22 protein-coding genes and 1 pseudogene are annotated in these 22,312 nt (G+C 63.2%); 11 read left to right on the top strand and 12 right to left on the bottom strand.

What is annotated here, in order from left to right; all coding sequences use genetic code 11:
- The first annotated feature begins 136 nt into the window (after positions 1 to 136).
- Complete coding sequence (locus LB557_RS09460) at positions 137 to 601, top strand: cupin domain-containing protein (RefSeq protein ID WP_224643924.1); 465 nt, start codon at positions 137 to 139, stop codon at positions 599 to 601.
- A 278-nt stretch (positions 602 to 879) separates the two neighbouring features.
- Positions 880 to 1,267: pseudogene (locus LB557_RS09455) on the top strand (RidA family protein).
- 102 nt (positions 1,268 to 1,369) lie between these two features.
- On the opposite strand, the gene LB557_RS09450 reads toward LB557_RS09455, so the two are convergent.
- The 5 genes from LB557_RS09450 to LB557_RS09430 form a co-directional block, all read right to left on the bottom strand.
- Positions 1,370 to 2,407, bottom strand: a complete 1,038-nt coding sequence (locus tag LB557_RS09450; RefSeq protein ID WP_224643926.1) for a hypothetical protein — start codon at positions 2,405 to 2,407, stop codon at positions 1,370 to 1,372.
- Positions 2,397 to 3,434, bottom strand: coding sequence for an adenylosuccinate synthetase (locus tag LB557_RS09445; RefSeq protein WP_224643927.1), 1,038 nt, complete (start codon positions 3,432 to 3,434; stop codon positions 2,397 to 2,399). Before LB557_RS09445 ends, LB557_RS09450 begins: the two co-directional genes overlap by 11 nt.
- Positions 3,435 to 3,555: 121 nt before the next feature.
- Positions 3,556 to 7,047, bottom strand: a complete 3,492-nt coding sequence (gene carB, locus LB557_RS09440) for a carbamoyl-phosphate synthase large subunit (protein ID WP_224643928.1) — start codon at positions 7,045 to 7,047, stop codon at positions 3,556 to 3,558.
- 198 nt (positions 7,048 to 7,245) lie between these two features.
- On the bottom strand, positions 7,246 to 8,112 hold the full coding sequence (locus LB557_RS09435) for an SH3 domain-containing protein (RefSeq protein ID WP_224643929.1): 867 nt from the start codon (positions 8,110 to 8,112) through the stop codon (positions 7,246 to 7,248).
- A 289-nt stretch (positions 8,113 to 8,401) separates the two neighbouring features.
- A complete protein-coding gene (locus tag LB557_RS09430; RefSeq protein WP_015316191.1) occupies positions 8,402 to 8,758 on the bottom strand; it encodes an ArsR/SmtB family transcription factor in 357 nt (118 codons plus the stop codon).
- 195 nt (positions 8,759 to 8,953) lie between these two features.
- On the opposite strand from LB557_RS09430, the gene LB557_RS09425 reads away from it, so the two are divergent.
- Positions 8,954 to 10,132, top strand: coding sequence for an MFS transporter (locus LB557_RS09425; RefSeq protein WP_224643930.1), 1,179 nt, complete (start codon positions 8,954 to 8,956; stop codon positions 10,130 to 10,132).
- A 45-nt stretch (positions 10,133 to 10,177) separates the two neighbouring features.
- Here LB557_RS09425 and LB557_RS09420 read toward each other — a convergent pair whose 3' ends face one another.
- A complete protein-coding gene (locus LB557_RS09420) occupies positions 10,178 to 10,636 on the bottom strand; it encodes a MarR family winged helix-turn-helix transcriptional regulator (RefSeq protein WP_224643931.1) in 459 nt (152 codons plus the stop codon).
- Positions 10,637 to 10,909: 273 nt separating this feature from the next.
- Between LB557_RS09420 and LB557_RS09415 the strand changes: the two genes are divergently transcribed.
- The gene (locus tag LB557_RS09415) at positions 10,910 to 11,704 is read left to right on the top strand and encodes an SDR family NAD(P)-dependent oxidoreductase (RefSeq protein WP_140665010.1); all 795 of its coding nucleotides are present in this window, start codon (positions 10,910 to 10,912) and stop codon (positions 11,702 to 11,704) included.
- 20 nt (positions 11,705 to 11,724) lie between these two features.
- Here LB557_RS09415 and LB557_RS09410 read toward each other — a convergent pair whose 3' ends face one another.
- Positions 11,725 to 12,324, bottom strand: coding sequence for a LysE family translocator (locus LB557_RS09410; protein ID WP_224643932.1), 600 nt, complete (start codon positions 12,322 to 12,324; stop codon positions 11,725 to 11,727).
- 96 nt (positions 12,325 to 12,420) lie between these two features.
- Here LB557_RS09410 and LB557_RS09405 point away from each other — a divergent pair, with 96 nt between their 5' ends.
- Positions 12,421 to 13,290 carry a LysR substrate-binding domain-containing protein gene (locus tag LB557_RS09405; RefSeq protein WP_224643933.1) on the top strand — a complete coding sequence of 290 codons (870 nt, stop codon included), beginning with the start codon at positions 12,421 to 12,423 and terminating at the stop codon, positions 13,288 to 13,290.
- A 9-nt stretch (positions 13,291 to 13,299) separates the two neighbouring features.
- On the opposite strand, the gene LB557_RS09400 is transcribed toward LB557_RS09405, so the two are convergent.
- The 3 genes from LB557_RS09400 to LB557_RS09390 form a co-directional block, all read right to left on the bottom strand.
- Positions 13,300 to 13,950 (bottom strand): dihydrofolate reductase family protein, encoded by a 651-nt coding sequence (locus tag LB557_RS09400; RefSeq protein ID WP_224713055.1) that lies wholly within the window; start codon positions 13,948 to 13,950, stop codon positions 13,300 to 13,302.
- A gap of 111 nt (positions 13,951 to 14,061) precedes the next feature.
- Positions 14,062 to 14,898, bottom strand: coding sequence for a protein-L-isoaspartate O-methyltransferase family protein (locus LB557_RS09395; RefSeq protein WP_224643835.1), 837 nt, complete (start codon positions 14,896 to 14,898; stop codon positions 14,062 to 14,064).
- Positions 14,899 to 14,951: 53 nt separating this feature from the next.
- Positions 14,952 to 16,316 carry an Nramp family divalent metal transporter gene (locus LB557_RS09390; RefSeq protein ID WP_015316199.1) on the bottom strand — a complete coding sequence of 455 codons (1,365 nt, stop codon included), beginning with the start codon at positions 16,314 to 16,316 and terminating at the stop codon, positions 14,952 to 14,954.
- Between the two features lie 233 nt (positions 16,317 to 16,549).
- Here LB557_RS09390 and mntR point away from each other — a divergent pair, with 233 nt between their 5' ends.
- The 4 genes from mntR to LB557_RS31585 all read left to right on the top strand — a co-directional run bounded on the left by mntR (position 16,550) and on the right by LB557_RS31585 (position 18,151).
- Entirely contained in the window at positions 16,550 to 16,999 is a 450-nt protein-coding gene (gene mntR, locus LB557_RS09385) for a manganese-binding transcriptional regulator MntR (protein ID WP_224643836.1), read from the top strand.
- Between the two features lie 104 nt (positions 17,000 to 17,103).
- Positions 17,104 to 17,292: a hypothetical protein gene (locus LB557_RS09380; protein WP_015316201.1), complete on the top strand. Its 189-nt coding sequence runs from the start codon at positions 17,104 to 17,106 to the stop codon at positions 17,290 to 17,292.
- 26 nt (positions 17,293 to 17,318) lie between these two features.
- Positions 17,319 to 17,684 carry an alpha/beta fold hydrolase gene (locus LB557_RS31590; protein ID WP_263489240.1) on the top strand — a complete coding sequence of 122 codons (366 nt, stop codon included), beginning with the start codon at positions 17,319 to 17,321 and terminating at the stop codon, positions 17,682 to 17,684.
- On the top strand, positions 17,675 to 18,151 hold the full coding sequence (locus tag LB557_RS31585; protein ID WP_263496722.1) for an alpha/beta fold hydrolase: 477 nt from the start codon (positions 17,675 to 17,677) through the stop codon (positions 18,149 to 18,151). The genes LB557_RS31590 and LB557_RS31585 overlap by 10 nt, the downstream gene beginning before the upstream one ends.
- On the opposite strand, the gene LB557_RS09370 is transcribed toward LB557_RS31585, so the two are convergent.
- Entirely contained in the window at positions 18,148 to 18,549 is a 402-nt protein-coding gene (locus tag LB557_RS09370) for a hypothetical protein (protein WP_224592661.1), read from the bottom strand. The two genes, LB557_RS31585 and LB557_RS09370, sit on opposite strands and share 4 nt — an antisense overlap.
- A gap of 117 nt (positions 18,550 to 18,666) precedes the next feature.
- Between LB557_RS09370 and LB557_RS09365 the strand changes: the two genes are divergently transcribed.
- Together LB557_RS09365 and LB557_RS09360 are read left to right on the top strand one after the other, a co-directional pair.
- Entirely contained in the window at positions 18,667 to 19,590 is a 924-nt protein-coding gene (locus LB557_RS09365) for a neutral zinc metallopeptidase (protein ID WP_140721869.1), read from the top strand.
- A 156-nt stretch (positions 19,591 to 19,746) separates the two neighbouring features.
- Positions 19,747 to 21,012 carry a TCR/Tet family MFS transporter gene (locus tag LB557_RS09360; RefSeq protein ID WP_224643837.1) on the top strand — a complete coding sequence of 422 codons (1,266 nt, stop codon included), beginning with the start codon at positions 19,747 to 19,749 and terminating at the stop codon, positions 21,010 to 21,012.
- 33 nt (positions 21,013 to 21,045) lie between these two features.
- Here the strand turns inward: LB557_RS09360 and carA are convergent, their stop codons facing one another.
- The gene (gene carA, locus LB557_RS09355) at positions 21,046 to 22,251 is read right to left on the bottom strand and encodes a glutamine-hydrolyzing carbamoyl-phosphate synthase small subunit (protein ID WP_224643838.1); all 1,206 of its coding nucleotides are present in this window, start codon (positions 22,249 to 22,251) and stop codon (positions 21,046 to 21,048) included.
- Positions 22,252 to 22,312 lie beyond the last annotated feature (61 nt).

Genomic DNA, 22,312 nt, shown 5'->3' with positions numbered 1-22,312 from the left:
CGTGGGGGAGATGTCCGGCAGGACAGAGGGGGGCGCCGTAGGGCGCTACGTCGGTACGCCCAGGCAAAACGCGCAACTTGGCCCTGTGCCTTCACCGGCCATGCGCTACACTGCCGCCTCACCTCGGGAGCACCCCATGCCCAAGATCGACCTCGCATCCGTGCCCGTGCGCAAGGGCTCGGGCTACCCCGCATCCTTCGACGCCCCTTGCGCCGACCGTACGCGCCGGCGCCTCGGCGATGCCGGCGGGCTTACCGATTTCGGCGTCAATCTGATGACGCTGCCGCCCGGCGGCTGGTCGAGCCAGCGCTACTGGCACAGCCACGAGGACGAACTCGTCTATGTCTTGGAAGGCGAACTGGTGCTGGTGGAGGATGGCGGCGAGACGCTGCTCAAGGCCGGCGATAGTGCTGCCTTCGCCAAGAACAGCGGCAATGGCCACCACATGATCAATCGCTCGCCGGTCACGGCGCGCTACCTGGAAGTCGGCTCGCGCAATCCAGACGATGTCATCACCTGTTCCGACATCGACATGATGAGCCCGAGTTCGGACGGGCGTTTCCTGCACAAGGACGGCACGCCCTATGCGGGGCAGGGGTGAGGGCAATCGCATAGGGCGGCGCTAGCCCCCTCTCCGTCCGCTACGCGGCCACCTCTCCCCCATTTCATGGGGGCGAGGAGCGCCAGCCGCTGATGTCGCGATCCTTGAAAAGCCTGGGTTCCTCGCCCCCGCAAAGCGGGGGAGAGGTGGCCGCGTAGCGGACGGAGAGGGGAGCGCCCTATGCGATTAGCTTGGGCAGGAGTGACGCCTGGACCATATCCCGCCGCTGGCGTTCGCCCGGCAGCCCGCTAAGCTCCCTGCCACCCAGGGAGCACACCATGAAAAAAGAAGTCATCGAAGTGCCCGTCATGTCGGACAAGGTGCGGGCGCTCGGCCTGCCCTGTTCGACGGCGGTGCGGGCCAACGGCTTCGTGTTCATCTCGGCGACGCCGCCGGTGGACATCCGGCGAGATGGTGCGCGGCGACATCGAGGTCCAGACCGAGGCCTCGCTGAAGGCGCTGAAACACTGCCTGGAAGCGGCCGGCACCTCGCTGGAAAACGTCGTGATGGTGCGCATCTACGCCGTCAATTCCGGCTTCTACAACGCGATAAACAGGGTGTATGCCCGGTATTTCAGCGTGAACCCGCCGGCGCGGAGTTTCGTGCCGGTGGCTTCGTGGCCGATGGAGTTTGATATCGAGATTGAGTGTGTGGCGGTGGCGTGAGCGTTTTCTCCCACTCACGATTATGCCATTTGTTCTTTAAAATTTTAGATTCTGCAAAACCGTTAGATACTACTTTCTATCGCGCCTGACAGATTTGTTTATCTACTTAGTTGGTTGTTTTGAGTTAGTCGGAGGAATGGGTTCGGCGGTAGGCGCGTCTCTCTGGTCTATCTTCCCTTTTGCCTCTCGTAACTCGATCTCCAACGCCAATATCCGGTCTTGAGCCTGCCGGATATCACTTTGAATGCTTGTTTGCGCGGCAAGTGTGAAAGACTGGACTCCGGCGTATAGTGACCAAGCCGTCAATAAAAGCACTAATACGCCGATAGCCCCTCCAATAGTGTATATGTCTAATAGCGTCTTAGAAAGTTCCACATGTTTTTTTGCATCGCTAAGTACCGGACCTATAGAGCTTTGAGCTGGTCCATTGGATGTAGCTTCGTCGAGATAATTGTCGAGGGTCTTCCGTTTATTTTTCGAGGATGGGAAAGGCGGCTGAACGTGAACGGGTTTTTTAATCCAAGCGGGAAGAGGGTCTTGGCTTGGCGGGTTCTTCCAGCTTAGCTTGGTGAATTCGAAATAGACAAATCCTTCATCTGCCCTAATTGTATATTCACTATTTGTAAGATTGTGAAGAGGTATAGAAAGTCGCCCCTGAAATCCTGGGTCAACTAATGGGCCAGTTCCTACAAGGAATCCGCGATAAACATCGCGTATCATCAAGTTAAATCTTCCAGCAATATAGTTTGGCATACGAAATTCTGGTTTGAGGGTTAAGTAATAGAGAGAATTTGGTTTTATTGTTACCTCATCTTTTACCTCGTGGCCGTCGCTGTACTTACTCGGATCCTTGGAGAGATAAAATCTTTTCACCTTACCGTCGTCGTCACGGTATCGGACAGGTCCTTCAAGTGCGACGAGCAGCGAAGCTGGCTTTTTTAGGTCTTCGATGTCAAAGGGTTCTATCATTCCAGTTGTAATTGCGTAGCTGGCGATATGCCCCGAATGAAGCAGTGCAGCCGGGATATCTTCATAAGGATCGCGATCCGCAAGGATGGCATATCGATCCGCCGGATAGGGGAGCATTCCCGAAGAAAATTCTCTTATGGTCTTTTGAAAGATATCAAGGTCAACACGCACTAGCTAACCTCACAGTGTCAATTTCATTTGGGTTTCTTATGATCTTCGTCGCATCGAAACCTAGGTAGTCTACACGGCGACCAATGCTAAGTTCGACGCTCTCAACAAATTCTTTAGCCAGATGGCCAGGGTTTTTTTCAATGTAGTCTAAATGATTGAGAACTATGTGTGTCGGGTTGTTTACCTCTATAGCGCTACGCACGAGTGTTGCGTCAAATCGTCCAACTCTGCGTACACGATTTGTGGCGGAAGTGCGCTCTTCGAAGCCTTTTGGAAGCTTGGCCTCATCGGCAACTATTTGCCAGTTAATTTCGTCTCGTAGTGGCCCGGAGTTTCCACCCACCCGAATGGGAAATGTACGAATAACGAGTATTACCTGGTCTACATCAATTGGACTCAGGCCACTCTCAGATAAAAATGCAGATGCTGTAGTATCTCTACTCGTTGAGTAAGGGAAATAGGAGCTATGCCACAGGGACAGCCCAAACCCTTGGGTGCCTTCCACTACAACTCTTTTTCTCTCCTGCAGCATCCTCCTAAGAATGCTTGCTGTTGATTCGACGGAAAAACGTTTCAAGTAGGGGTGTTCGCCTGCCAGTTGATGGGCGGCCCGCCTTGCCAGTCGGTCGCGAAGGGCCGCGCCTGTTCCTGACGCGGTTGATCCTATCTGGCCGACTAGCCCCCCTTGTTCCTCATCTCTCTTATGGTCAGCTGTTATGACAGATGCGCGGGCGTCAATAACGAGTCTCTCAGGAGAAATGCTCAGTGCGCCTACTTCTCTTTCGAGTATTTCTGGGTCAATCAAGCTCCCTGGTGGGAGAACGATGAGCGCATTCGACCACAATGCAGACGCTGGTATCTGTCTAAGTATCCACTTTGTACCGTTATCCGCGATGCCGGTATGGCCGGAATTCGTGCCGCCAACTCTTACAACAGCCGAAGCACCTGTAGCGCGGGCAAACTCCAAGGCGACCTTGCCTTTGCCTTCGGAGCCAAATTGACCACCAACTACGACAGAAACGGGCACGATGTTCTCCTACGAGACGGGTCAGAATCGCTTTTGGCGTTTGCCCTTCAAGGTCCTTTGCCCTAGCGGATATCAAATGCAGGGATATTCAAGCCTAGTCGAATCAATAGCAACAAGTGCCCTAGGCAAAATACTCCTGCAGCGGCCTGACTTCCAGGTTCCCCGCCTTCAGCGCCGCGATCGCCTCGGCCACTGCAGCCGCCCCTGACAGCGTCGTGTAATACGGCACCTTCTGCATCAGCGTTGCCCGGCGCAGCGATTTGGAGTCCGACACCGCCTTCTGGCCGTCGGTCGTGTTGAAGACGATCTGCACCTGGCGGTTGCGGATGGCGTCCTCGATGTGGGGGCGGCCCTCCAGGACCTTGTTGATCTTCTGGGCGTCGACCCCGTTTTCGGCGAGGAAGCGTTGCGTGCCTGAGGTCGCCAGCACCTTGAAGCCGAGGCCGGCGAGGCGCTTGACCGCCGGCAGGATGCCTTTCTTGTCCTCGTCGCGGACCGAGACGAACAACGTGCCGGAGCGGGGCAGGTCGACGCCGGCGCCGAGCTGGCTCTTGGCGAAGGCCAGCGCGAAGTCGCGGTCGAGGCCCATGACCTCGCCCGTGGAGCGCATTTCCGGGCCAAGCAGGATGTCGACGCCGGGGAAGCGGGCGAAGGGGAAGACGGCTTCCTTGACCGCGATGTGGCCGGGGTTCCTGGGATCGGGCATGGCGCCGTAATGGGCGAAGGCGTCTTCCAGCGTCTCGCCGGCCATGATGCGGGCGGCGATTTTGGCGATCGGACGGCCGATGGTCTTGGCGACGAAGGGGACGGTGCGCGACGCGCGCGGGTTGACCTCCAGCACATAGACCGTGCCGTCCTTGATCGCGTATTGCACGTTCATCAGCCCGCCGACATTGAGCGCGCGGGCAAGAGCCGCCGTCTGGCGTTCCAGCTCGTCGACCAATTCGGAGGGCAGCGAGTGAACCGGCAGCGAGCAGGCACTGTCGCCCGAATGGATGCCGGCTTCCTCGATGTGTTCGAGAATGCCCGACACGAAGGTCGCCTTGCCGTCGCAGAGGCAGTCGACATCGACCTCAATGGCGCCGGAGAGGTAGGTGTCGAACAGCAGCGGGTTCTTGCCCAGCAGCGTGTTGATCTGGCCGGTCTTGTCGTTGGGGTATTTCTGCTTGATGTCCTCCGGCACCAGGCCGGGCACGGTGTCGAGCAAATAGGACTGCAGCATGCCCTCGTCATGGATGATCTGCATGGCGCGGCCGCCGAGCACATAGGAGGGGCGCACCACCAGCGGGAAGCCGAGCTCGCCGGCGACGAGGCGGGCCTGCTCGACCGAATAGGCGATGCCGTTCTTCGGCTGGCTGAGGTTGAGCTTGTGCAGCAGCTTCTGGAAGCGGTCGCGGTCCTCGGCCAGATCGATCATGTCGGGCGAGGTGCCGAGGATCGGAATGCCTGCCTTCTCCAGCGCGTCGGCCAGCTTCAGCGGCGTCTGGCCGCCGAACTGGACGATGACGCCGACCAGCTCGCCCGACGCCTGCTCGGCGCGCAGGATCTCCAGCACGTCCTCCGCCGTCAGCGGCTCGAAATAGAGCCGGTCCGAGGTGTCGTAGTCGGTCGACACGGTTTCGGGGTTGCAGTTGATCATGATTGCTTCATAGCCGGCGTCGCGCAGCGCGAACGCGGCGTGGCAGCAGCAATAGTCGAACTCGATGCCCTGGCCGATGCGGTTCGGGCCGCCGCCAAGGATGACGACCTTCTTGCGCGCCGAGACCTGCGCCTCATTGGCGAGCGCGCCGGCGAAGGGCACTTCATAGGTCGAGTACATGTAGGCGGTGGGCGAGGCGAACTCGGCGGCGCAGGTGTCGATGCGCTTGTAAACCGGATGAACGTCGAGCTTTTCACGAATCTTCTGAACGACTTCGGCGTCGGTCTTCGTCAGCGAGGCGAGGCGGGCGTCGGAGAAGCCCATCGCCTTCAGCATGCGCAGATTGACGGCGTCGCCTGGAATGCCGTGCTCGCGGATGCGGGCTTCCATGGCGACGATACCGGCGATCTGTTCGAGAAACCACGGGTCGATCTTGCACATGGCGTGCACGTCTTCCAGAGAGGTGCCCATGCGGATCGCCTGCGCCACCATGCGCAGCCGGTCGGGCGTCGGCGTGCCCAAGGCGGCGCGGATGGCGTTGCGGTCGTCGGCGCTGTTGGTAGCGCCAAGGCCGGGGATCTCGATCTCGTCGAGGCCGGTGAGGCCGGTCTCGAGACCGCGCAGCGCCTTCTGCAAAGACTCCTGGAAGGTGCGGCCGATGGCCATGACTTCGCCGACCGACTTCATGGCCGTGGTCAGCACCGGCTCGGCGCCGGGGAACTTTTCAAACGCAAAGCGCGGGATCTTGGTCACGACATAGTCGATGCTCGGCTCGAACGAGGCGGGCGTGGCGCCGCCGGTGATGTCGTTCTCCAGCTCGTCCAGCGTGTAGCCGACGGCAAGCTTGGCGGCGATCTTGGCGATCGGGAAGCCGGTCGCCTTGGAGGCGAGCGCGGACGAGCGCGAGACGCGCGGGTTCATCTCGATGACGACGAGACGGCCATCGGCCGGGTTGACGGCGAACTGCACGTTGGAGCCGCCGGTCTCGACGCCGATCTCGCGCAGCACCGCGATCGAGGCGTTGCGCATCATCTGGTATTCCTTGTCGGTCAAGGTCAGCGCCGGGGCGACGGTGATGCTGTCGCCCGTATGCACGCCCATCGGGTCGATGTTCTCGATCGAGCAGACGATGATGCAATTGTCCGCTCTGTCGCGGACGACCTCCATCTCATACTCCTTCCAGCCGAGCACGCTCTCCTCGATCAGCACTTCGGTGGTCGGCGAGGCGTCGAGGCCGGACTGGACGATGTCGTAGAATTCGGCCCTGTTGTAGGCGATGCCACCGCCGGTGCCGCCCATGGTGAAGGACGGGCGGATGATGGCCGGCAGACCGACATGGTCGAGCGCCTGGGCGGCGATCGCCATGCCGTGGCTGATATAGCGCTGCTTGCGGTCGCCTTCGCCGAGGTTCCAGCGGGTTTCCAGCGCGTCGAGTTCGGCGTCGAGATTGTCCGGCTTCTCGGCCTTCAGCGCGGCGCGCTCGGCCTCATGCGTCTTGCGGTCGGCGTTCTTGACGTCGGTGGCGTTGGCCAGCATCGACTTCGGCGTTTCCAACCCGATCGTCTTCATCGCCTCGCGAAACAGCGCGCGGTCCTCGGCCTTGTCGATGGCATGCGCGTCGGCGCCGATCATCTCGACATTGTAGCGCTCGAGCACCCCCATGCGGCGCAGCGACAAAGCGGTGTTGAGCGCGGTCTGGCCGCCCATGGTCGGCAGCAGCGCGTCGGGCCGCTCCTTGGCGATGATCTTGGCGACCACTTCTGGGGTGATCGGCTCGATATAGGTGGCGTCGGCCAGTTCCGGGTCGGTCATGATGGTGGCCGGGTTGGAATTGACCAGGATGACGCGAAAGCCCTCTTCCTTCAGCGCCTTGCAGGCCTGGGTGCCGGAATAGTCGAATTCGCAGGCTTGGCCGATGACGATGGGGCCGGCCCCGATGATCAGGATCGACTTGATGTCGGTGCGTCTGGGCATGTCTATGAATTCCGTTCGGCAGCGGGCTTGCACAAAAAACCGGGACGGGAAGACCCGGCCGGTTGTGCTCGCGATTCTGGTATCAGGCTAGGAGGGCCTTATAGGGAAGAGTTTTGCCCGATGTAACCCCGAAAATGCGGGTAGGCGTGCTAAGCAAACAAGCGCCTCATTCCCTCGCGCCGACCCCCTTGAGCGTGCCTAATCCCCCAGCACCACCGTGTCCGTGATCTCGAACCGCTCCGACACGCCGATGCGGATCATGTTGAGTTTGCCTTCCCGGGTGAAGCGGAAGTCGCTGCCGGCGTCCGAGCTTGCCGGCAGGCCGGCAGTGAAGGAGATGACGCGGCTGCCGCCATCGGGCCAGGTCACGGTCACGTCGGCCTTGTCCGTGCCCTTGTGCGTCACGCTCGCCGCGCAAGGCGCCATGGGCTGTCCAACGTAGCGGGCGCAGGGAATTCGCAGGGCGCCATCGACGGCCGCCGTGGCCCCGGTTGGCTCTTCGGCCGCGGGTCCGTTTTCAGCCGCAGCCAGCGCCAGGCCATAGGCATCCTGCATGGCGATCTCCGCCGCGGATTTCGGCGGGGCTTCGGGGCTGGCGGGTTGGTTCGCATCACCCAGCCGAGCGGTCAGGTCGGGTGCATCGGGCGTCGCGGCGGCGTCGGTGGCCATGGCGGGCGTATCCGCGGCCTCGTCGGGCACGGTCGCCGGATTGACGGGAATGAGGTAGCGCGCGGGAGCCCAGCCGGTGGCTTTGGGATTGTCAGACTCGATCTTGCACCAGGGATGACCGTCAATGTCGTTGCAGCCGAGGTTCCGTACGCTCGCACCGGCCGCCAGGCGGGCCTCGGTCTTGCCGATCGCCGACGGCTTGGCGCGCACATTGAGCAGGTCGTCGGGGGCGAGCCCGGTGACAACGGAGATAAAGGGACCTTCTTCCGCATGGGCCGGGACAACAGCCAGCCACGCCACCATCAGCAGCGGAACCGCAACCAGCGCATGCAAACCTGTTCGGAGCGTAACTGTGCGCCTCATCATCTGGCCGTGCGCCGATACTCGAAATTCCATGCCGCGGCCATCTTGCCGCATGTCCGGCCGGTTTTATAAGGGACGACGCGCCGCCATGTAAGCCGGAAATTGAGGTAATCATGACGGCGGACCGGCCCGCCGCCTCGTGGTGTACTCGACGGCGATCGTCTCGAAGCGATCCGGCTGGCCGGCGCCGCCCAAGGTGATGATGCCGTCGCGGGCTAAGCGCATTTTCGAGGGGGCTCCACAGGCTGGCGAAGGACTGGTCGAAAGGGCGACCCTGACAGGGACATGAGTTCCTCCCGCTTCGCGAGGGAAAGGAAATGCGTCAGGCCGACACTTCGATGTCGTGGCCGCCGACGGCCGGCAGGGCGGCGTCGCCCGCGGCCGCGGCGATGACGCTGTCGAGCAGGCCGGGGAAGCGGGCGTCGAGATCGGCGCGGCGCAGCGTGATCATGCGGTTGGTGCCGACCACTTCGGCGCGGGTGACACCGGCCTCACGCAGCTTGGCGAGGTGGTAGCTCAGATTGGTCTTGGAGCCGAGATCGAGGAAGCGGCTGCAGTTCAGCGGCACGCCTTCCTTGCTGGCGAGATAGCGCACGATCGCAAGCCGCGTCGGGTCGCCGAGCACGCCGAGCACAATGGGCAGGCTGATCTGGTCCGTATTGGGGTGTGGCAAGGTCATGGCTGGAACCTAAGCACAGTTCGGGCCGATTTCAACGCGTCGATCCTGCCCGGTCCATACACACTGTTTCTCCACTTCATGGCCGTCCTGACACAGGGCTGTCAGCATGGTTATGCTATTTTTGCCTGGCTTCATTGACATGATGCTCTTTTATGTCCAATTGTTCAATAACTTTTGAACTAAGGACGCTTTCCCATGGACAAGAGAATTTTCTGGCTTGCGCTCGGATCGTTTGCGATCTCGACCGAAGGCTTCGTCATCTCCAGCCTCCTGCCCGATATCGCCAGGGATGCCGACATCTCGGTGCCGCTCGCCGGCTCGCTGATCACCGCTTTCGCGCTCGCCTATGCCGTGGGCACGCCGATCCTGGCGACGCTGACCGGCGAATGGGACCGGCGCCGCGTGATCCTGTGGACGCTGGTGTTCTTCGTCGTCGGCAATGTCGTCGCCGCCTTGAGCTCATCCTTCGAAGTGCTGCTCGTCGCACGCATCATCATGGCGCTGTCGTCGGGCCTGTTCGCGGCGACCGCGCAAGGCACGGCGGTGGCGCTGGTGGATGACCATCACCGCGCCCGTGCCATCGCCGTCGTCGTCGGCGGCACCACGGTGGCCGTCGCTGTCGGTGCACCGCTTGGCGCGCTCGTCGCGGCCATCGCCGGCTGGCGTGGCACCTTCTATGCCATTGCCGGCCTTGGCGCGCTGTCCGGCGCCATCCTGTGGTACCGCCTGCCGCGCGGCATCATCGGGACCAGGCTGCCGCTGAAGCGCCGGCTGGCGGCCGCCATGCGTCCCGGCGTGATGCCGATCCTGGTGACGACATTGCTGGCGCTGGTCGGTGCCTTCACCGTCTTTGCCTATGTCGCGCCGCTTGCCATCGAGGGCGGCGGGCTGAGCGAGATCGCGCTGCCCGGCATGCTGCTCGCCTTCGGCGTCGGCGCCGTCATCGGCAACATTGCCGGCGGCCAAGCGGCCGACCGTTTCGGCGCCACGCGCACCGTCGGCTGGTCGCTGGCGTTGAGTGCCGCCATGCTGATCATGCTGTCGGTCATCCCGACCTTCCTACCGCAGCACATTGCCGGACCGGCGCTGATGGCGATGATGGTGCCGTGGGGCATCGTCGGCTGGGCGTTCCCGCCGGCGCAGGCCAGCCGCATCATCAAGTTGGCGCCGGACGCCGCCCCGATCGTGCTGTCGCTCAATGGTTCGGCGCTCTATCTCGGCGTGGCGGTGGGCGCGGTGGTCGGTGGTGGCGTGCTGCGCTACGGCGCGCCCGCCGATCTCGGTCTGGTCGCGGCGGTGTTTCCGATCGTCGGGCTCGGCATTGTGCTGGCGGGGCGGGTGTTTGCCCGGGCCGTCACCATGCCGGCGGAATAAGGCCGGCTCCGAGGCTTGCATCCTTGTTTTTTCGCGGCCGCTTCTTCAGCTGGAAGGAGTGGCCGCGGGCAATTTCAGCTTCAACGCAGCCACTTCATCGAGTGTGGCCCGCAGTTTCGCGGCCTGCTCCGCGCCGATCATGGCCTCGAACTGCCGCTGGGCGACGCTCCATAGCTTGATCGCCTCGTCGAGCTTGGCCTGTCCTGATGACGTCAGCCGTACGCGCTTGACGCGGCGATCGTCCTTGTCGGGGAAGGTTTCGACATAGCCGTCGCGGACCAGGGGCTTCAGCGTGTGGCCGAGCGCCGACAGATCCATGATCAGCGCCTCGGCAATGGCTCCCATCGCCGGCTCGCTGCCGACACTGATCTGGAACAGCAGGCCGAACTGCGTGCCCTTCAGGCCGGAAGGCGCCAGCGCGTCGTCGTAGAACCGGCCGAGCCTGCGTGCGGTGCGCCGCAAGGTGGCATTGTTGCAACGGCTAAATCCGTCAGCTTCACTCATGGTCGCTCCTTGTGGAGCATCTCCGGCGAAACGCATCGCCTCCAATGCTCTCTCTTGTCACGCAATTCCGGACGCAAAACCGCTGGGCACTTGCTGGAATTGTCTGGCAGGTGCGCCAGCCTGCCGCAGAAATAGTTTTCGCCGCCGCCGTTGACAAGATGGTGGCATATACCTATTTCGCGGAAAGTGGCATATACCACTAATTCGGATAGCAGCCTTGCCGGCCGATATTTATCCACCGGGGCCGAGCCAGCGAACACAAGGAACGTGACAATGAGCAAGAATGACAACAAGGGCACGGCGGTCGTCACCGGCGCTTCATCGGGGATCGGCGCCGTCTATGCGGATCGACTGGCGGGGCAGGGCTACGACCTGGTGCTGGTGGCGCGCCGTGCCGACCGGCTGCAGGCGCTGGCCGGGAAGTTGCGCCATGACCACGGCCGCAACGTGAGCGTGATCAGCGCCGATCTGTCCGACGACGGCGATGTGCGCCGTGTCGAGCAGTCGATATCAGCCGACGAAACCGTGACGCTGCTGGTCAACAATGCCGGCCTTGGCGGTCAGGCAGTGGTGGCAACCGCCGATGCCGACGCGGCCGAGCGCATGATCAAGGTCAATGTCGTGGCTCTGACCCGGCTGACGCGTGCCGTGCTGCCTGGGCTCCTGGCGCGCAACCGGGGCGGGATCGTCAACATCGCCTCGGTCCTGGCCTTCGACACCTCGTTCGGCGGCATCTACAGCGGCACCAAGGCCTATGTCGTCAACTTCACCGAAGCCCTGCATCGCGAGGTCGCGGGCACCGGAGTGACGGTGCAGGTGGTGCTGCCGGGCGCGACCCGGACCGATTTCTGGGAGCTTTCCGGCGGTGATATCGACCAGCTGCCGAAGGAGATCGTCATGACCGCCGACGATATGGTCGACGCTGCCCTTGTCGGCCTGGCCAGGGGCGAGGCCGTCACCGTGCCGGCGCTTGCCGACACGGGAAAGCTGGACACATTCCTAGGCGCCCGCCAGGCCTTCTATGGCAGCCTGCACGCCGACAAGCCGGCCCCGCGCTACGCGGCTTAGGCTGACGTGGCGGCCGGCCGTCAGGCCGTCCGCCACATCGGGATGATCGAGGCGGCGAGCACCAGCGCCAGCACGATGTTGAGCGCGCGCCATTGCCACTCGGTTTTGAGCAGCCTGGCCAGCACCATGCCGGCGATGCACCAGACGGACAGCGAGATGGCAGCGGTGAGGCCAAAGGTCGAGCCGAGCAGCAGTGCGAGTTGTCCGGGTCCGTCGGCGAGGGCGGCGAACGAAGCCGCCGCGCCCAGCCCCATCGCCCAGCCCTTGGGATTCATCCACTGGATGCCGGCGCCGCCCAGGAAACTGTTGGGTTTGGCCATGGCGACATCGAGATTGGGCGGGCCGGCGCGGCCGATCTTGATTGCCAGCCAGACGAGGTAGAGCGAGCCCGCGATCTTCATGGCAAGCTGCAGCGACGGCATGGCAAGCAGCAGCCCGGCGAGCCCGGCGGCGGCCGCCCCTGTCACGGTCGCGAGACCGGCGGCACTGCCGACCATCAAGGGAACCGAGCGGCGAAAGCCGAACTGCGCACCCGAAGCGGTCGACAATGTCGTGGCGATGCCCGGCGTGGCGGTAGCCACGAAGGCAAACAGGATGAGCGGCAGGATCGGCTGGAGCATGGAGCGTCCTTTGTCGGAGGCTTCATGGTAGACTGAGATTGACATCAGTAAATGCAATGTTTGCGATGATCATCATTAGCACTTATAATACCGGTCATGATCCGCAATCTCGATACCAGTCTCATGCGCACCTTCGTCACCGTCGCCGACAAGGCCAGCATGACGGCGGCGGCCAACGCACTGCATATGACGCAGGGCGCGGTCAGCCAGCAGGTCAAGCGGCTGGAAGAAACGCTCGGCTGCGGGCTGTTCGAGCGCGACCGGCGCGGTCTGCGGCTGACCCATTCCGGCGAGCGACTGTTCGACAAGGCAAGGCGCCTGCTCAGCCTCAATGACGAGATCTGGACCGAGATGGTGGGGAGCGCTGTCGCCGGACAGGTGCGTCTCGGCGTTCCCTACGACCTTGTCGGCACTTTGCTGGCCCCCATCCTGAAGGCCTATGCCGAGGCCTATCCGCAGGTCGAGATATCGCTGGTCTGCGCGTCCTCGCCGGAACTGGCGGCGGCGCTCGCGGCCGGAACCATCGACCTTGCGGTAATCGAGGAGCCGGTAGGCCCGACCTCGGGCGAATGCCTGGCAATCGACCGGCTGGTCTGGGTCGGCGCAAGGGGTGGGGTGGCTCGCGCCAAGCGGCCATTGCCCGTCTCGATCGTTGCCGACACCTGCGCCTTCCGGCCGGTGGTGCTGGCGGCACTCAACGAGCATGGGCTGGAATGGCGCAGCGTGTTCGAGAACGGCAACATCGACGCGACGACCGCGACGGTGCGTTCCGACCTCGCCGTCACCACATGGCTCGCTGCCACCGTGCCAGCCGATCTCGACATATTGCCGTTCGACACCGGCCTGCCGCCGCTGCCGAATTTTGCCATCAACCTGCACCTGCCGAGGCATGGCGTCAGCACGGCGGCGCAGGAATTCGCACGCCATATACGCGATGGGCTGGCGCGGCGATCGCAGGCTGCTTGATGCCCGAATTTACTTCCAGTTCTTGCGCCGCTCGAGTTCGGCCGGGGATGGCTCGCCCGTGACAAAGGAGCCGACCTTGATTTCGCCCGCGCGCTCATAGGTCGCGATGATGACGCCGGTGGTCGAAGTCTGCGATTTGACAAGCTTGAAAGCGGCCGGCATCGCTGCATCGCCGAACAGCCGCTTGCCCTTGCCCAGCAACAGCGGGAAGATCATCAGCCGGATCTCGTGGATCAGCCCGTTGGCGAGCAAGGTCTGAATGAGGTTCCCAGATCCCTGGATGAGCAGGTCAGGTCCATCTTCCTGCTTGAGGCGACGCAAAGCCGTGATGATATTGGGCCCAAGCGCGTGCGTGTTCTGCCAGGTCAAAGTATCCGGCCGATGCGTCGCCACATACTTGGTCGCGGGGTTGAAGGCATCCGCGATCGGATCTTTCTGGTAGGGCCAGTACGCGGCGAAGATGTCGTAGGTTCTGCGGCCGAGCAGCAGGGCGAAGGGTTTGGAGAACAATTCCTCCATTGCCGCGCCTCCCACCTCATCAAAGTAGTGGAATGTCCAGCCGCCGAATTCGAAGCCGCCGACCGGATCCTCTTCCGGCCCGCCCGGCGCCTGCATGACGCCATCGAGGCTGACGAAGGTCGCGGCGATGATCTTTCTCATTGTGCTCTCCCTTGCTTGCGGCCACGCCATCGCGGCCGGACTTCAACCCAAGGACGGAGCAACCGCGCCCATCCCGACAAAGGCCGCGAGATTTGGTCCGCCCTCGATAGGTCAGCCCCGGACGCTCACGGCTTTCGACGAGAACCAGACATGCTCGAAGATCGCCGTGGCGGTGCGGTCCGGCTGCCTGTCCTCGACCAGCCAGATCGAGCGGCTGCGCGTGGCCTGCTCGCGTGTCGGGATCTTCGCCGCAAAATCCGCGAGCGAGGCGCCGAAGCATGGGATGAACCAGGCACGCATGAACGGATCGCAGGCAAAGCCCTTTTCGGTGCGGGTCACCAGCATCGCCAGCGGGACGCGCTCGGCGGGACGCCAGGGGAAGATCATGCGGCCGCCGGGGCGCAACGCTTTCAGCCATCCGGCGGGAGGGGCGACGACACCGGCATTGACATAGATGATGTCGGACGGCGGCAGCGGCGACGTCACGGCATCGCCATGGACAATGGTCGCATTGCCGTAGGTTTCGAGATTCTTGCGCGCCAGCCCGGCCAGGTTTTCGTCGATCTCAAAGGCGGTGACGGTGCCGCTTGGCGAAACCAGTTTGGCCAGCAAAGCTGTGTAGTAACCGCTGCCGGCGCCGATATGCGTGATGGCCTCACCAGGCTTTGGCGCGAGTTTTCCGATCCACATGGCGTGCAGGAAGGGCTCGCCATTGTTGATGCCCTTGTCGGTATCGAGCGCCACCAGAACGTTCTGGCAGATGTGGGCCGGATCGGCGCTTGGCGTGGTGACCGTGCCGTTGCCGGTGATGACCGTCCATGGGCCGGGGCCGAGGAAGGCCTCGCGCGGTACGCTGGCGAACACCTCTTCCAGGCGCGGGTCCGATGAGGCGGCGTTGACCGCCATCAGCCGCGCGTAGAATGTCCTGATGTCTTCGAGGTCGCTCATGGCATCGGGAAGATAGCGCGATCCGGCGGTTTGTCCCGTGATTAAACGGAACTTCAGCCAACCCCGAACATGGTGTCGTAGAGCAGCTTGAAATTGAGCACCAGGATGATTGCCGCGACCACCCAGGCCAGTGCGGCGACGCCGCGCGGGATGGCGAGATTGCCCATCTTCTTCTTGTCGGACACGAACTGCACCAGCGGGACGACCGCGAAAGGCAGCTGCATGGACAACACCACCTGGCTGAAGACCAGCAGCTGGCCGGTGCCCTTCTCGCCATAGAGAGCGGTGACGACCACCACCGGGATGATGGCGAGGCCGCGCGTCAGCAGGCGCCGCGCCCAGTTGGGGATGCGCAGGCGCAGAAAACCTTCCATGATGATCTGGCCGGCGAGCGTCGCCGTCACCGTCGAATTCAGGCCCGACGCCAGCAGTGCCACGGCAAACAGGATCGAGGCGATGCCGAGGCCAAGCAGCGGCGACAGCAGCTTGAAAGCCTGGTCGATCTCGGCGACATCCTGGTGGCCGGTTTCGTGGAAGGCGACGGCCGCGACGATCAGGATGGCGGCGTTGACGAACAGCGCCAGCATCAAAGCGATGGTGGAGTCCGTCGTCGCCCATTTGATGGCATCGCGTTTTCCGGCCTCCGTGCGCTCATAGGCGCGGGTCTGCACGATCGAGGAATGCAGGTAGAGATTGTGCGGCATCACCGTTGCGCCGATGATGCCGATGGCGATGTAGAGCATCGCCGGATTGGTGACGATTTCGGAGGACGGCACGAACATTGAATGCAGGATCGTGCCGGCCGGCGGGGCGGCAACGAAGATCTGGATGGCAAAGCAGCTGAAGATGATGACCAAAAGCGCGACGACGAAGGCTTCGAGATAGCGGAACCCCTTGTTCATCAGGAGCAGAACCAGGAAAGCGTCGAGCGCGGTGAGCATGGCGCCGCCGATCAGCGGGATGCCGAACAAAAGCTGCAGCGCGATCGCGGTGCCGATCACCTCGGCGAGGTCGCAGGCGATGATGGCGAGTTCGCAGGCGATCCACAGCACGAGATTGACGGGGCGCGGATAGTAGGCGCGGCAGGCCTGGGCGAGGTCGCGGCCGGTGGCGATGCCAAGGCGCGCGGCCAGCGCCTGCAGCAGGATCGCCATCAGGTTGGACAGCATGATGATGAACAAAAGCGTGTAGCCGAACTGCGCGCCGCCGGCGAGGTCGGTCGCCCAGTTGCCCGGGTCCATGTAGCCGACCGAGACCATGTAGCCGGGACCCATGAAGGCGAACAAGCGGCGGAACCAGACGCCTGATGTCGGCACCGCGATGGAGGAGTTGACCTCGCGCAGGCTGGGCTGATCGTCTTCATCCCGTCTGGCGAACCGCCATGCGGACCGGGAGGTTGTGACGTCTGCTTCTGACATGAAAAGGCTTTCCGCGACTTCCGGAGGATGCCCTCAAGGTATGCCATGGCTCAACATTATGCAATAGGCTATATTTCATTGTCGGTGCTTTTTAGCATGTCGCGCTGTGCGTGCGAGGATGACGCCCCCGGAGACGCCGGTTGCGCCTCTCTCGGAATGCAAATAAACGGCCTGAAGAATCAGAGCCCGTGCTATAAAAGCAGGGACGGCAAACTCCCGAGGAGGAGCGCGCATTGGCGCTGAAGAACAGACCGGTCCCGCGTGAGCCGTTGCTCGATGCCGATGTCCATTCGGAAGGGTTCCGGCAGACGCGCGAAGCGCGCCGCAGCGCGCTGGTCGAGGATTATGTCGAACTGATCGCCGACCTGATCGAGGACGGCAACGAGGCGCGCCAGGTCGACATCGCCGCGCGTCTTGGCGTCGCCCAGCCGACGGTGGCCAAGATGCTGACGCGGCTATGCGCCGACGGGCTGGTGTCGCGAAAGCCCTATCGCGGCGTGTTCCTGACCGCTGCCGGCCGCAAGGTCGCAGAGGAAAGCCGCATCCGCCACCAGACGGTCGAGGCCTTTCTGCGCTCGCTCGGCGTCAGCGCCGAGACGGCGCGCATCGATGCCGAGGGCATCGAACACCATGTCAGCGCCGAGACGCTGGAAGCGTTCCGCAAGGCGATGACGGCGCGCTGAAGCGCTTCATTGCCGCGTTTTCGACCATGTTAGCCGCTGGAACTGCCGGCGCTTATGCGCGTTCCCCTCTCATTGCGCGCCTATCGCGCGCCAGGGAGGAAGCAATGGGCATCGAGCAGGCACCGACCGCAAAAGGCAAGCAGGCAGCCACAGGATTGGAACAGGCGGCCGCCAGGGACGAGCGCAAGACCGAGGCCGAAACGGGACATCCGCTGAAGAAAGGCGCCGATCGTTTCGAGGAACGCTCGAAAAGCTCCGACGGCAAGAGCGCCGGCGCCAAGCAGAAAGAGTAAGCGGCAGCAGTTCTGGACCGATGCGGATGACCATCGAGTGGCGCCCGCCTGAACGCTTTGTCTTTCAGGGACATTCGATTGCCTGGGGCGTCATGGGGGAAGGACCGCCCGCCGTCGTTCTCCACGGCACGCCATTCTCCTCGGTCGAGTGGCGCCGCATCGCGCCATGGCTGGCGAAGCAGCGACGCGTCCACTATTTCGACATGCTTGGCTATGGCTGGTCGGACAAGCCGGACGGCGATGTGTCGCGTGGCATGCAGAAAGAGCTGTTCGCGGCGCTCTATGCCCACTGGAAGCTGGAACGGCCCGACGTGGTCGCGCATGATTTCGGCGGATCGACCGCTCTGCGCGGTCATCTGCTCAACGGTTGGAGTTCCGCTCGATGGTGCTGATCGATCCAGTGGCGATCAGCCCGCAAGGTTCGCCGCTGGTCCAGGCAGCCAGGCAGAACGAGAAGGTTTTTGCCGGGCTGCCCGCATATGTCCACGAAGCGATCTTGCGGGCCTACATCGATGGCGCGACGGACAATTCGTTGCGCACAGACGAGATGCAGGCCTATCTGCGTCCATGGCTTGGCGACGAGGGCCAGAAGGCGTTCTGGAGGCAAGTCGCGCAGGTGGACGACAAGTACACGGAGGAAGCGGAGTGGCGATATGGCGAGATTCGCTGTCCGGTCACCATCCTGTGGGGCGAAAATGACGATTGGATCCCGATAAAGGACGGCCGGGAGCTGGCGCGGCGCATTCCCGGTGCGACGTTTCAGACAGTCGCCGGCGCCAAGCATCTCGTCCAGGAAGACGCGCCGGAGGCGATCGCCGCAACGGTCCTCCAGTTCTGGCGGAGCCTGGAAGGCGGCTAGGGCGGTTCAGCGTTTGATAGAACCGCCGGACCGGCCCAATTTCCTTCGCTGGTCTTCGGCTCGTCTGATATCTCGCGCTTGACCGTGTCGCGCACGCTGGCCAGCGCCGGCACCGAAAACTGGCTGCTATTGTCGGCGTCGCGGGTGAGGCCGAGCGTGGGACCGAGCAAATGGCTGATCGACAGGCCGCCGCGCTCCAGCGCCTGCAACGTGGCCGGATCGGTGACGGCGACGCTGGGATCGAGCGTCACCGCGCCGGCATTCGCAAGCCCGAGGCACGGCAACGCCACCGGCATCGACAGGAAACACCTGATCGTCCTCAAGCCTGGAACCCCCTTCCAATGCCGGCGATGCGACAGGCCTTGCGGCGCTCCCGGCCAGTGTGGTGGAGCGGCCATGCGGCGCTGCCTGGCCACAAAAATGCTGTGACTTGGAGCAACCATTGCGATACTTGTTTGTTGGATTGAGCCGGCCCTGCCGGAGCAATGGGGAAGTTTGCAGCACGAGGAGTTGCCATGCTCTGGAGAGGCCGTCGTCAGAGTGACAATATCGAGGACGACCGCAGCGATGGCGGCGGCGGCGGGATCGGTGGTGGTGGCGGCCAGTTCCGCATTCCGATCGGTGGCCGCGCCGGTGGCGGCGGTAGCATATTCCTCGTCATCCTGGTGGTGCTGGCAGGATGGTATTTCGGCTTTGATCCCTCAACGATCCTGGGCGGTGGCGACGGTGGCCTGCTGCCAGGCGGCGGTGGCCAGATATCGGACAACAGCGGCGGCCAGGACAGCGCCGCAACGCCAGCCAATGACGAGATGAAGCAGTTCGTGGCGACCGTGCTCGCCGAGACGGAAGACACCTGGACCGGCATCTTCAAGTCGCAAGGCCTGACCTATGAGGACCCGAAGCTGGTGCTGTTTTCCGGCCAGGTCCGCTCCGCCTGCGGCTTTGCCTCGGCGGCGGCGGGACCGTTCTATTGTCCGGGCGACCACAAGGTCTATCTCGACATGACCTTCTTCCAGCAGCTCGACCAGCAGTTCGGCGCTTCCGGCGAGTTCGCCCGCGCCTATGTCATCGCGCATGAGGTCGGCCACCACGTGCAGAACCTCACCGGCATCATGGGGAAGTTCAACCAGATGCGGCAAGGCATGAGCGAAGCCGATGCCAACCAGCTGTCGGTGCGCATCGAGTTGCAGGCCGACTGCTTCGCCGGCGTGTGGGCGCATTACACCGGGCAGAAGGGCATATTGGAGCAGGGCGACTTCGAAAGCGCGCTGAACGCGGCCAAGCAGATTGGCGACGATACGCTGCAGAAGAAGATGCAGGGCTATGTCGTGCCGGAAAGCTTCAACCACGGCACCTCGCAGCAGCGGCAGACCTGGCTGACACGCGGATACAAGAGCGGCAAGCTTTCGGACTGCAACACGATGAGCGGCCCGCTCTAAGCAGCCGTTTTCGGACATGGACCTGGCGGCCAACGCGCCGTCAGGGAGTGTCAGGATCAAAGCTTCCTGCCTGTTCCCGCACTGTTCCTTTCCGCGGGCTCGCCTATAAGGTGCGTCCGCCCGCGCCCCCAGGCGGCCAGAGGAGCTTGACCCATCATGATCGATCCCAAAACCGCCAAGCGGGGCCTTGCGCTGGTTTTCACCACGCTGCTGCTCGATATCATCGGCTTCGGCATGATCATGCCGGTGCTGCCGGCCTTTCTCAGGGAATTGACCGGCGTCGGCATCAGCGAAGCGGCGATCGAGGGCGGCTGGCTGTTCTTCGTCTATGCGGCCATGCAGTTCTTCTTCGCGCCCATCATGGGCGGCCTGAGCGACCGATTCGGGCGGCGGCCGATCCTGCTCGCCTCGGTGTTGACCTTCTCCATCGACAATTTGATCTGCGCCATCGCCTGGTCCTATCCGATGCTTTTCATCGGTCGCGTCCTGGCCGGCATTTCGGGCGCCAGCTATTCGACGACGTCGGCCTTCATCGCCGATATTTCGAACGACGAGAACCGGGCGAAGAATTTCGGCCTGCTCGGCATTGCCTTCGGCGTCGGCTTCGTCATCGGGCCGGTGCTTGGCGGTTTGCTCGGTACATTCGGGCCGCGCGTGCCGTTCTTTTTCGCCGCCGGGCTCGCCTTCGTGAACTTCCTCATCGCAATGTTCTTCCTGCCCGAAACGCTCGATGAAAAGCACCGCCGCCGCTTCGAGTGGAAACGTGCCAACCCGGTCGGCACGCTTCTGCAGATGCGCCAATATCAGGGCATCGGCTGGATTGGGCTGGTCTTCTTCCTGATGACGCTCGGCCACATGATGTATCCGGCGGTGTGGTCGTTCGTCTCCAACTACCGCTACGGCTGGAGCGAGCAGCAGATCGGCTTCTCGCTCGGCGCTTTCGGCCTGTGCGGCGCCATCATCATGGCCACGGTGCTGCCGCGCGTCATCCCCAGGCTCGGCGAGTGGAGGACGGCGGTCATCGGCCTGACGTTCACCGCGGCCAGCGCCTTCGGCTATGCCTTCGCCTCGCAAGGCTGGATGGTCTACGCGGTGATCGTCGTCGGCTGCCTGGAAGCGTTGGCCGATCCGCCGCTGAGGAGCCTCGCCGCCGCCAAGGTTCCCCCTTCGGCACAAGGCGAATTGCAAGGCGCGATGACCTCGATCTTCTCGATCACCTCGATCGTCACGCCGCTGCTCTATACCGCGATCTTTTCCTGGTTCACCGGCCCCAGCGCGCCCGTCACCTTCGGCGGCGCGCCCTATCTGGTCGGTGCATGCTTCCTGGTGCTGGCGGTCATCGTCTTCGTCACCAAGGTGACTAGGCCGGCGACGGTCATGACTGTCACGAACGATGTCGTGGAAGATGGAGCCCAGCTATGAGCGGGAGGCAAGTGAGGGGTGGCGCGACGCGTCTCAGGCCCTTTCCGCCAGCAATTCCTCGCCGCGCTTTTCGCGGATGAGGTTGACGAAGCGGCGGAACAGGTAGTGCGAGTCCTGCGGGCCGGGGGAGGCCTCGGGGTGGTGCTGGACCGAGAATACCGGGCGGCCGGTCAACGCGATGCCGCAATTCGAGCCGTCGAACAGCGAGACATGGGTTTCCTCGACACCCGCGGGCAGCGAGTCGGCATCGACGGCAAAGCCGTGGTTCATCGAAACGATTTCGACCTTGCCGGTGGTGTGATCCTTGACCGGATGGTTGGCGCCGTGATGGCCCTGGTGCATCTTGGCGGTCTTGCCGCCCAGCGCCAACGCCAGCATCTGGTGGCCGAGGCAAATGCCGAACACCGGAATGTCGGTCTTGAGCAGGTCCTGGATGACCGGCACGGCATAGTCGCCGGTGGCTTCCGGGTCGCCGGGGCCGTTGGAGAGGAAAATGCCGTCGGGCCGCATGGCGAGGATTTCTTCCGAACCGGTGCTGGCCGGAACCACCGTCACCTTGGCGCCCAGACCGGCGAGCAGCCGCAATATGTTGCGCTTGACGCCGTAGTCGATGGCGACGACGTGCAGCGAAGGGTCGGCCTGTTCGCCAAAGCCTTCGTTCCACGCCCAAGGCGTCTCGCGCCAGACAGAAGACTGGCCCGACGTGACCTCCTTGGCGAGATCAAGCCCGATCAGGCCCGACCAAGCGGCGGCACGCCGCTTCAGGTCGTCGAGGTCGAAGACGCCGTCGGGCGCGTGCGCGATGACGGCATTGGGCATGCCCTTTTCGCGGATCAGCGCGGTGAGCGCGCGGGTGTCGATGCCCGAGAGCGCGACGATGCCGCGCTTCTTCAGCCACTGGTCGAGATGGCCGGCGGCGCGGTAATTGGACGGGTTGGTGACATCGGCCTTGAACACGGCACCGACGGCGCCGGCACGAGCGGCTGGATTGAGGTCTTCGATGTCCTCGCCATTGGTGCCGATATTGCCGATATGCGGGAAGGTGAAGGTGACGATCTGGCCGGCATAGGACGGGTCGGTGAGGATTTCCTGGTAGCCGGTAAGTGCCGTGTTGAAGCAGACCTCGGCGACCGCCGAGCCGGTGGCGCCGAGGCCGCGACCCTCGATGACGGTGCCGTCGGCCAGCACCAGAAGGGCGGTCGGCTTTTCAGTGGCCCAGGCGGGCGTCATCTCGGCCATGGCGGCACTCCTATCAAGCCGCGCGCTTCCATAGCCCGGCGGGCGTTGGCGCGGCAAACGG

The organism is Mesorhizobium sp. BR115XR7A (assembly GCF_020165315.1).
GTDB classification, from domain to species: Bacteria; Pseudomonadota; Alphaproteobacteria; order Rhizobiales; family Rhizobiaceae; genus Mesorhizobium; species Mesorhizobium australicum.
Note: the sequence above shows the minus strand (reverse complement) of the source record. Positions and strands in the feature narration are given on the sequence as shown.

Bases quoted from the DNA above. Each gene is read 5' to 3' on its own strand.
- LB557_RS09460 (WP_224643924.1), top strand. From the start codon at position 137: ATGCCCAAGATCGACCTCGCATCCGTGCCCGTGCGCAAGGGCTCGGGC.
- carB (WP_224643928.1), bottom strand. From the start codon at position 7,047: ATGCCCAGACGCACCGACATCAAGTCGATCCTGATCATCGGGGCCGGC.
- LB557_RS09435 (WP_224643929.1), bottom strand. From the start codon at position 8,112: ATGGAATTTCGAGTATCGGCGCACGGCCAGATGATGAGGCGCACAGTT.
- LB557_RS09430 (WP_015316191.1), bottom strand. From the start codon at position 8,758: ATGACCTTGCCACACCCCAATACGGACCAGATCAGCCTGCCCATTGTG.
- LB557_RS09425 (WP_224643930.1), top strand. From the start codon at position 8,954: ATGGACAAGAGAATTTTCTGGCTTGCGCTCGGATCGTTTGCGATCTCG.
- LB557_RS09420 (WP_224643931.1), bottom strand. From the start codon at position 10,636: ATGAGTGAAGCTGACGGATTTAGCCGTTGCAACAATGCCACCTTGCGG.
- LB557_RS09415 (WP_140665010.1), top strand. From the start codon at position 10,910: ATGAGCAAGAATGACAACAAGGGCACGGCGGTCGTCACCGGCGCTTCA.
- LB557_RS09410 (WP_224643932.1), bottom strand. From the start codon at position 12,324: ATGCTCCAGCCGATCCTGCCGCTCATCCTGTTTGCCTTCGTGGCTACC.
- LB557_RS09405 (WP_224643933.1), top strand. From the start codon at position 12,421: ATGATCCGCAATCTCGATACCAGTCTCATGCGCACCTTCGTCACCGTC.
- LB557_RS09400 (WP_224713055.1), bottom strand. From the start codon at position 13,950: ATGAGAAAGATCATCGCCGCGACCTTCGTCAGCCTCGATGGCGTCATG.
- LB557_RS09395 (WP_224643835.1), bottom strand. From the start codon at position 14,898: ATGAGCGACCTCGAAGACATCAGGACATTCTACGCGCGGCTGATGGCG.
- LB557_RS09390 (WP_015316199.1), bottom strand. From the start codon at position 16,316: ATGTCAGAAGCAGACGTCACAACCTCCCGGTCCGCATGGCGGTTCGCC.
- LB557_RS09380 (WP_015316201.1), top strand. From the start codon at position 17,104: ATGGGCATCGAGCAGGCACCGACCGCAAAAGGCAAGCAGGCAGCCACA.
- LB557_RS31590 (WP_263489240.1), top strand. From the start codon at position 17,319: ATGACCATCGAGTGGCGCCCGCCTGAACGCTTTGTCTTTCAGGGACAT.
- LB557_RS31585 (WP_263496722.1), top strand. From the start codon at position 17,675: ATGGTGCTGATCGATCCAGTGGCGATCAGCCCGCAAGGTTCGCCGCTG.
- LB557_RS09370 (WP_224592661.1), bottom strand. From the start codon at position 18,549: ATGGCCGCTCCACCACACTGGCCGGGAGCGCCGCAAGGCCTGTCGCAT.
- LB557_RS09365 (WP_140721869.1), top strand. From the start codon at position 18,667: ATGCTCTGGAGAGGCCGTCGTCAGAGTGACAATATCGAGGACGACCGC.
- LB557_RS09360 (WP_224643837.1), top strand. From the start codon at position 19,747: ATGATCGATCCCAAAACCGCCAAGCGGGGCCTTGCGCTGGTTTTCACC.
- carA (WP_224643838.1), bottom strand. From the start codon at position 22,251: ATGGCCGAGATGACGCCCGCCTGGGCCACTGAAAAGCCGACCGCCCTT.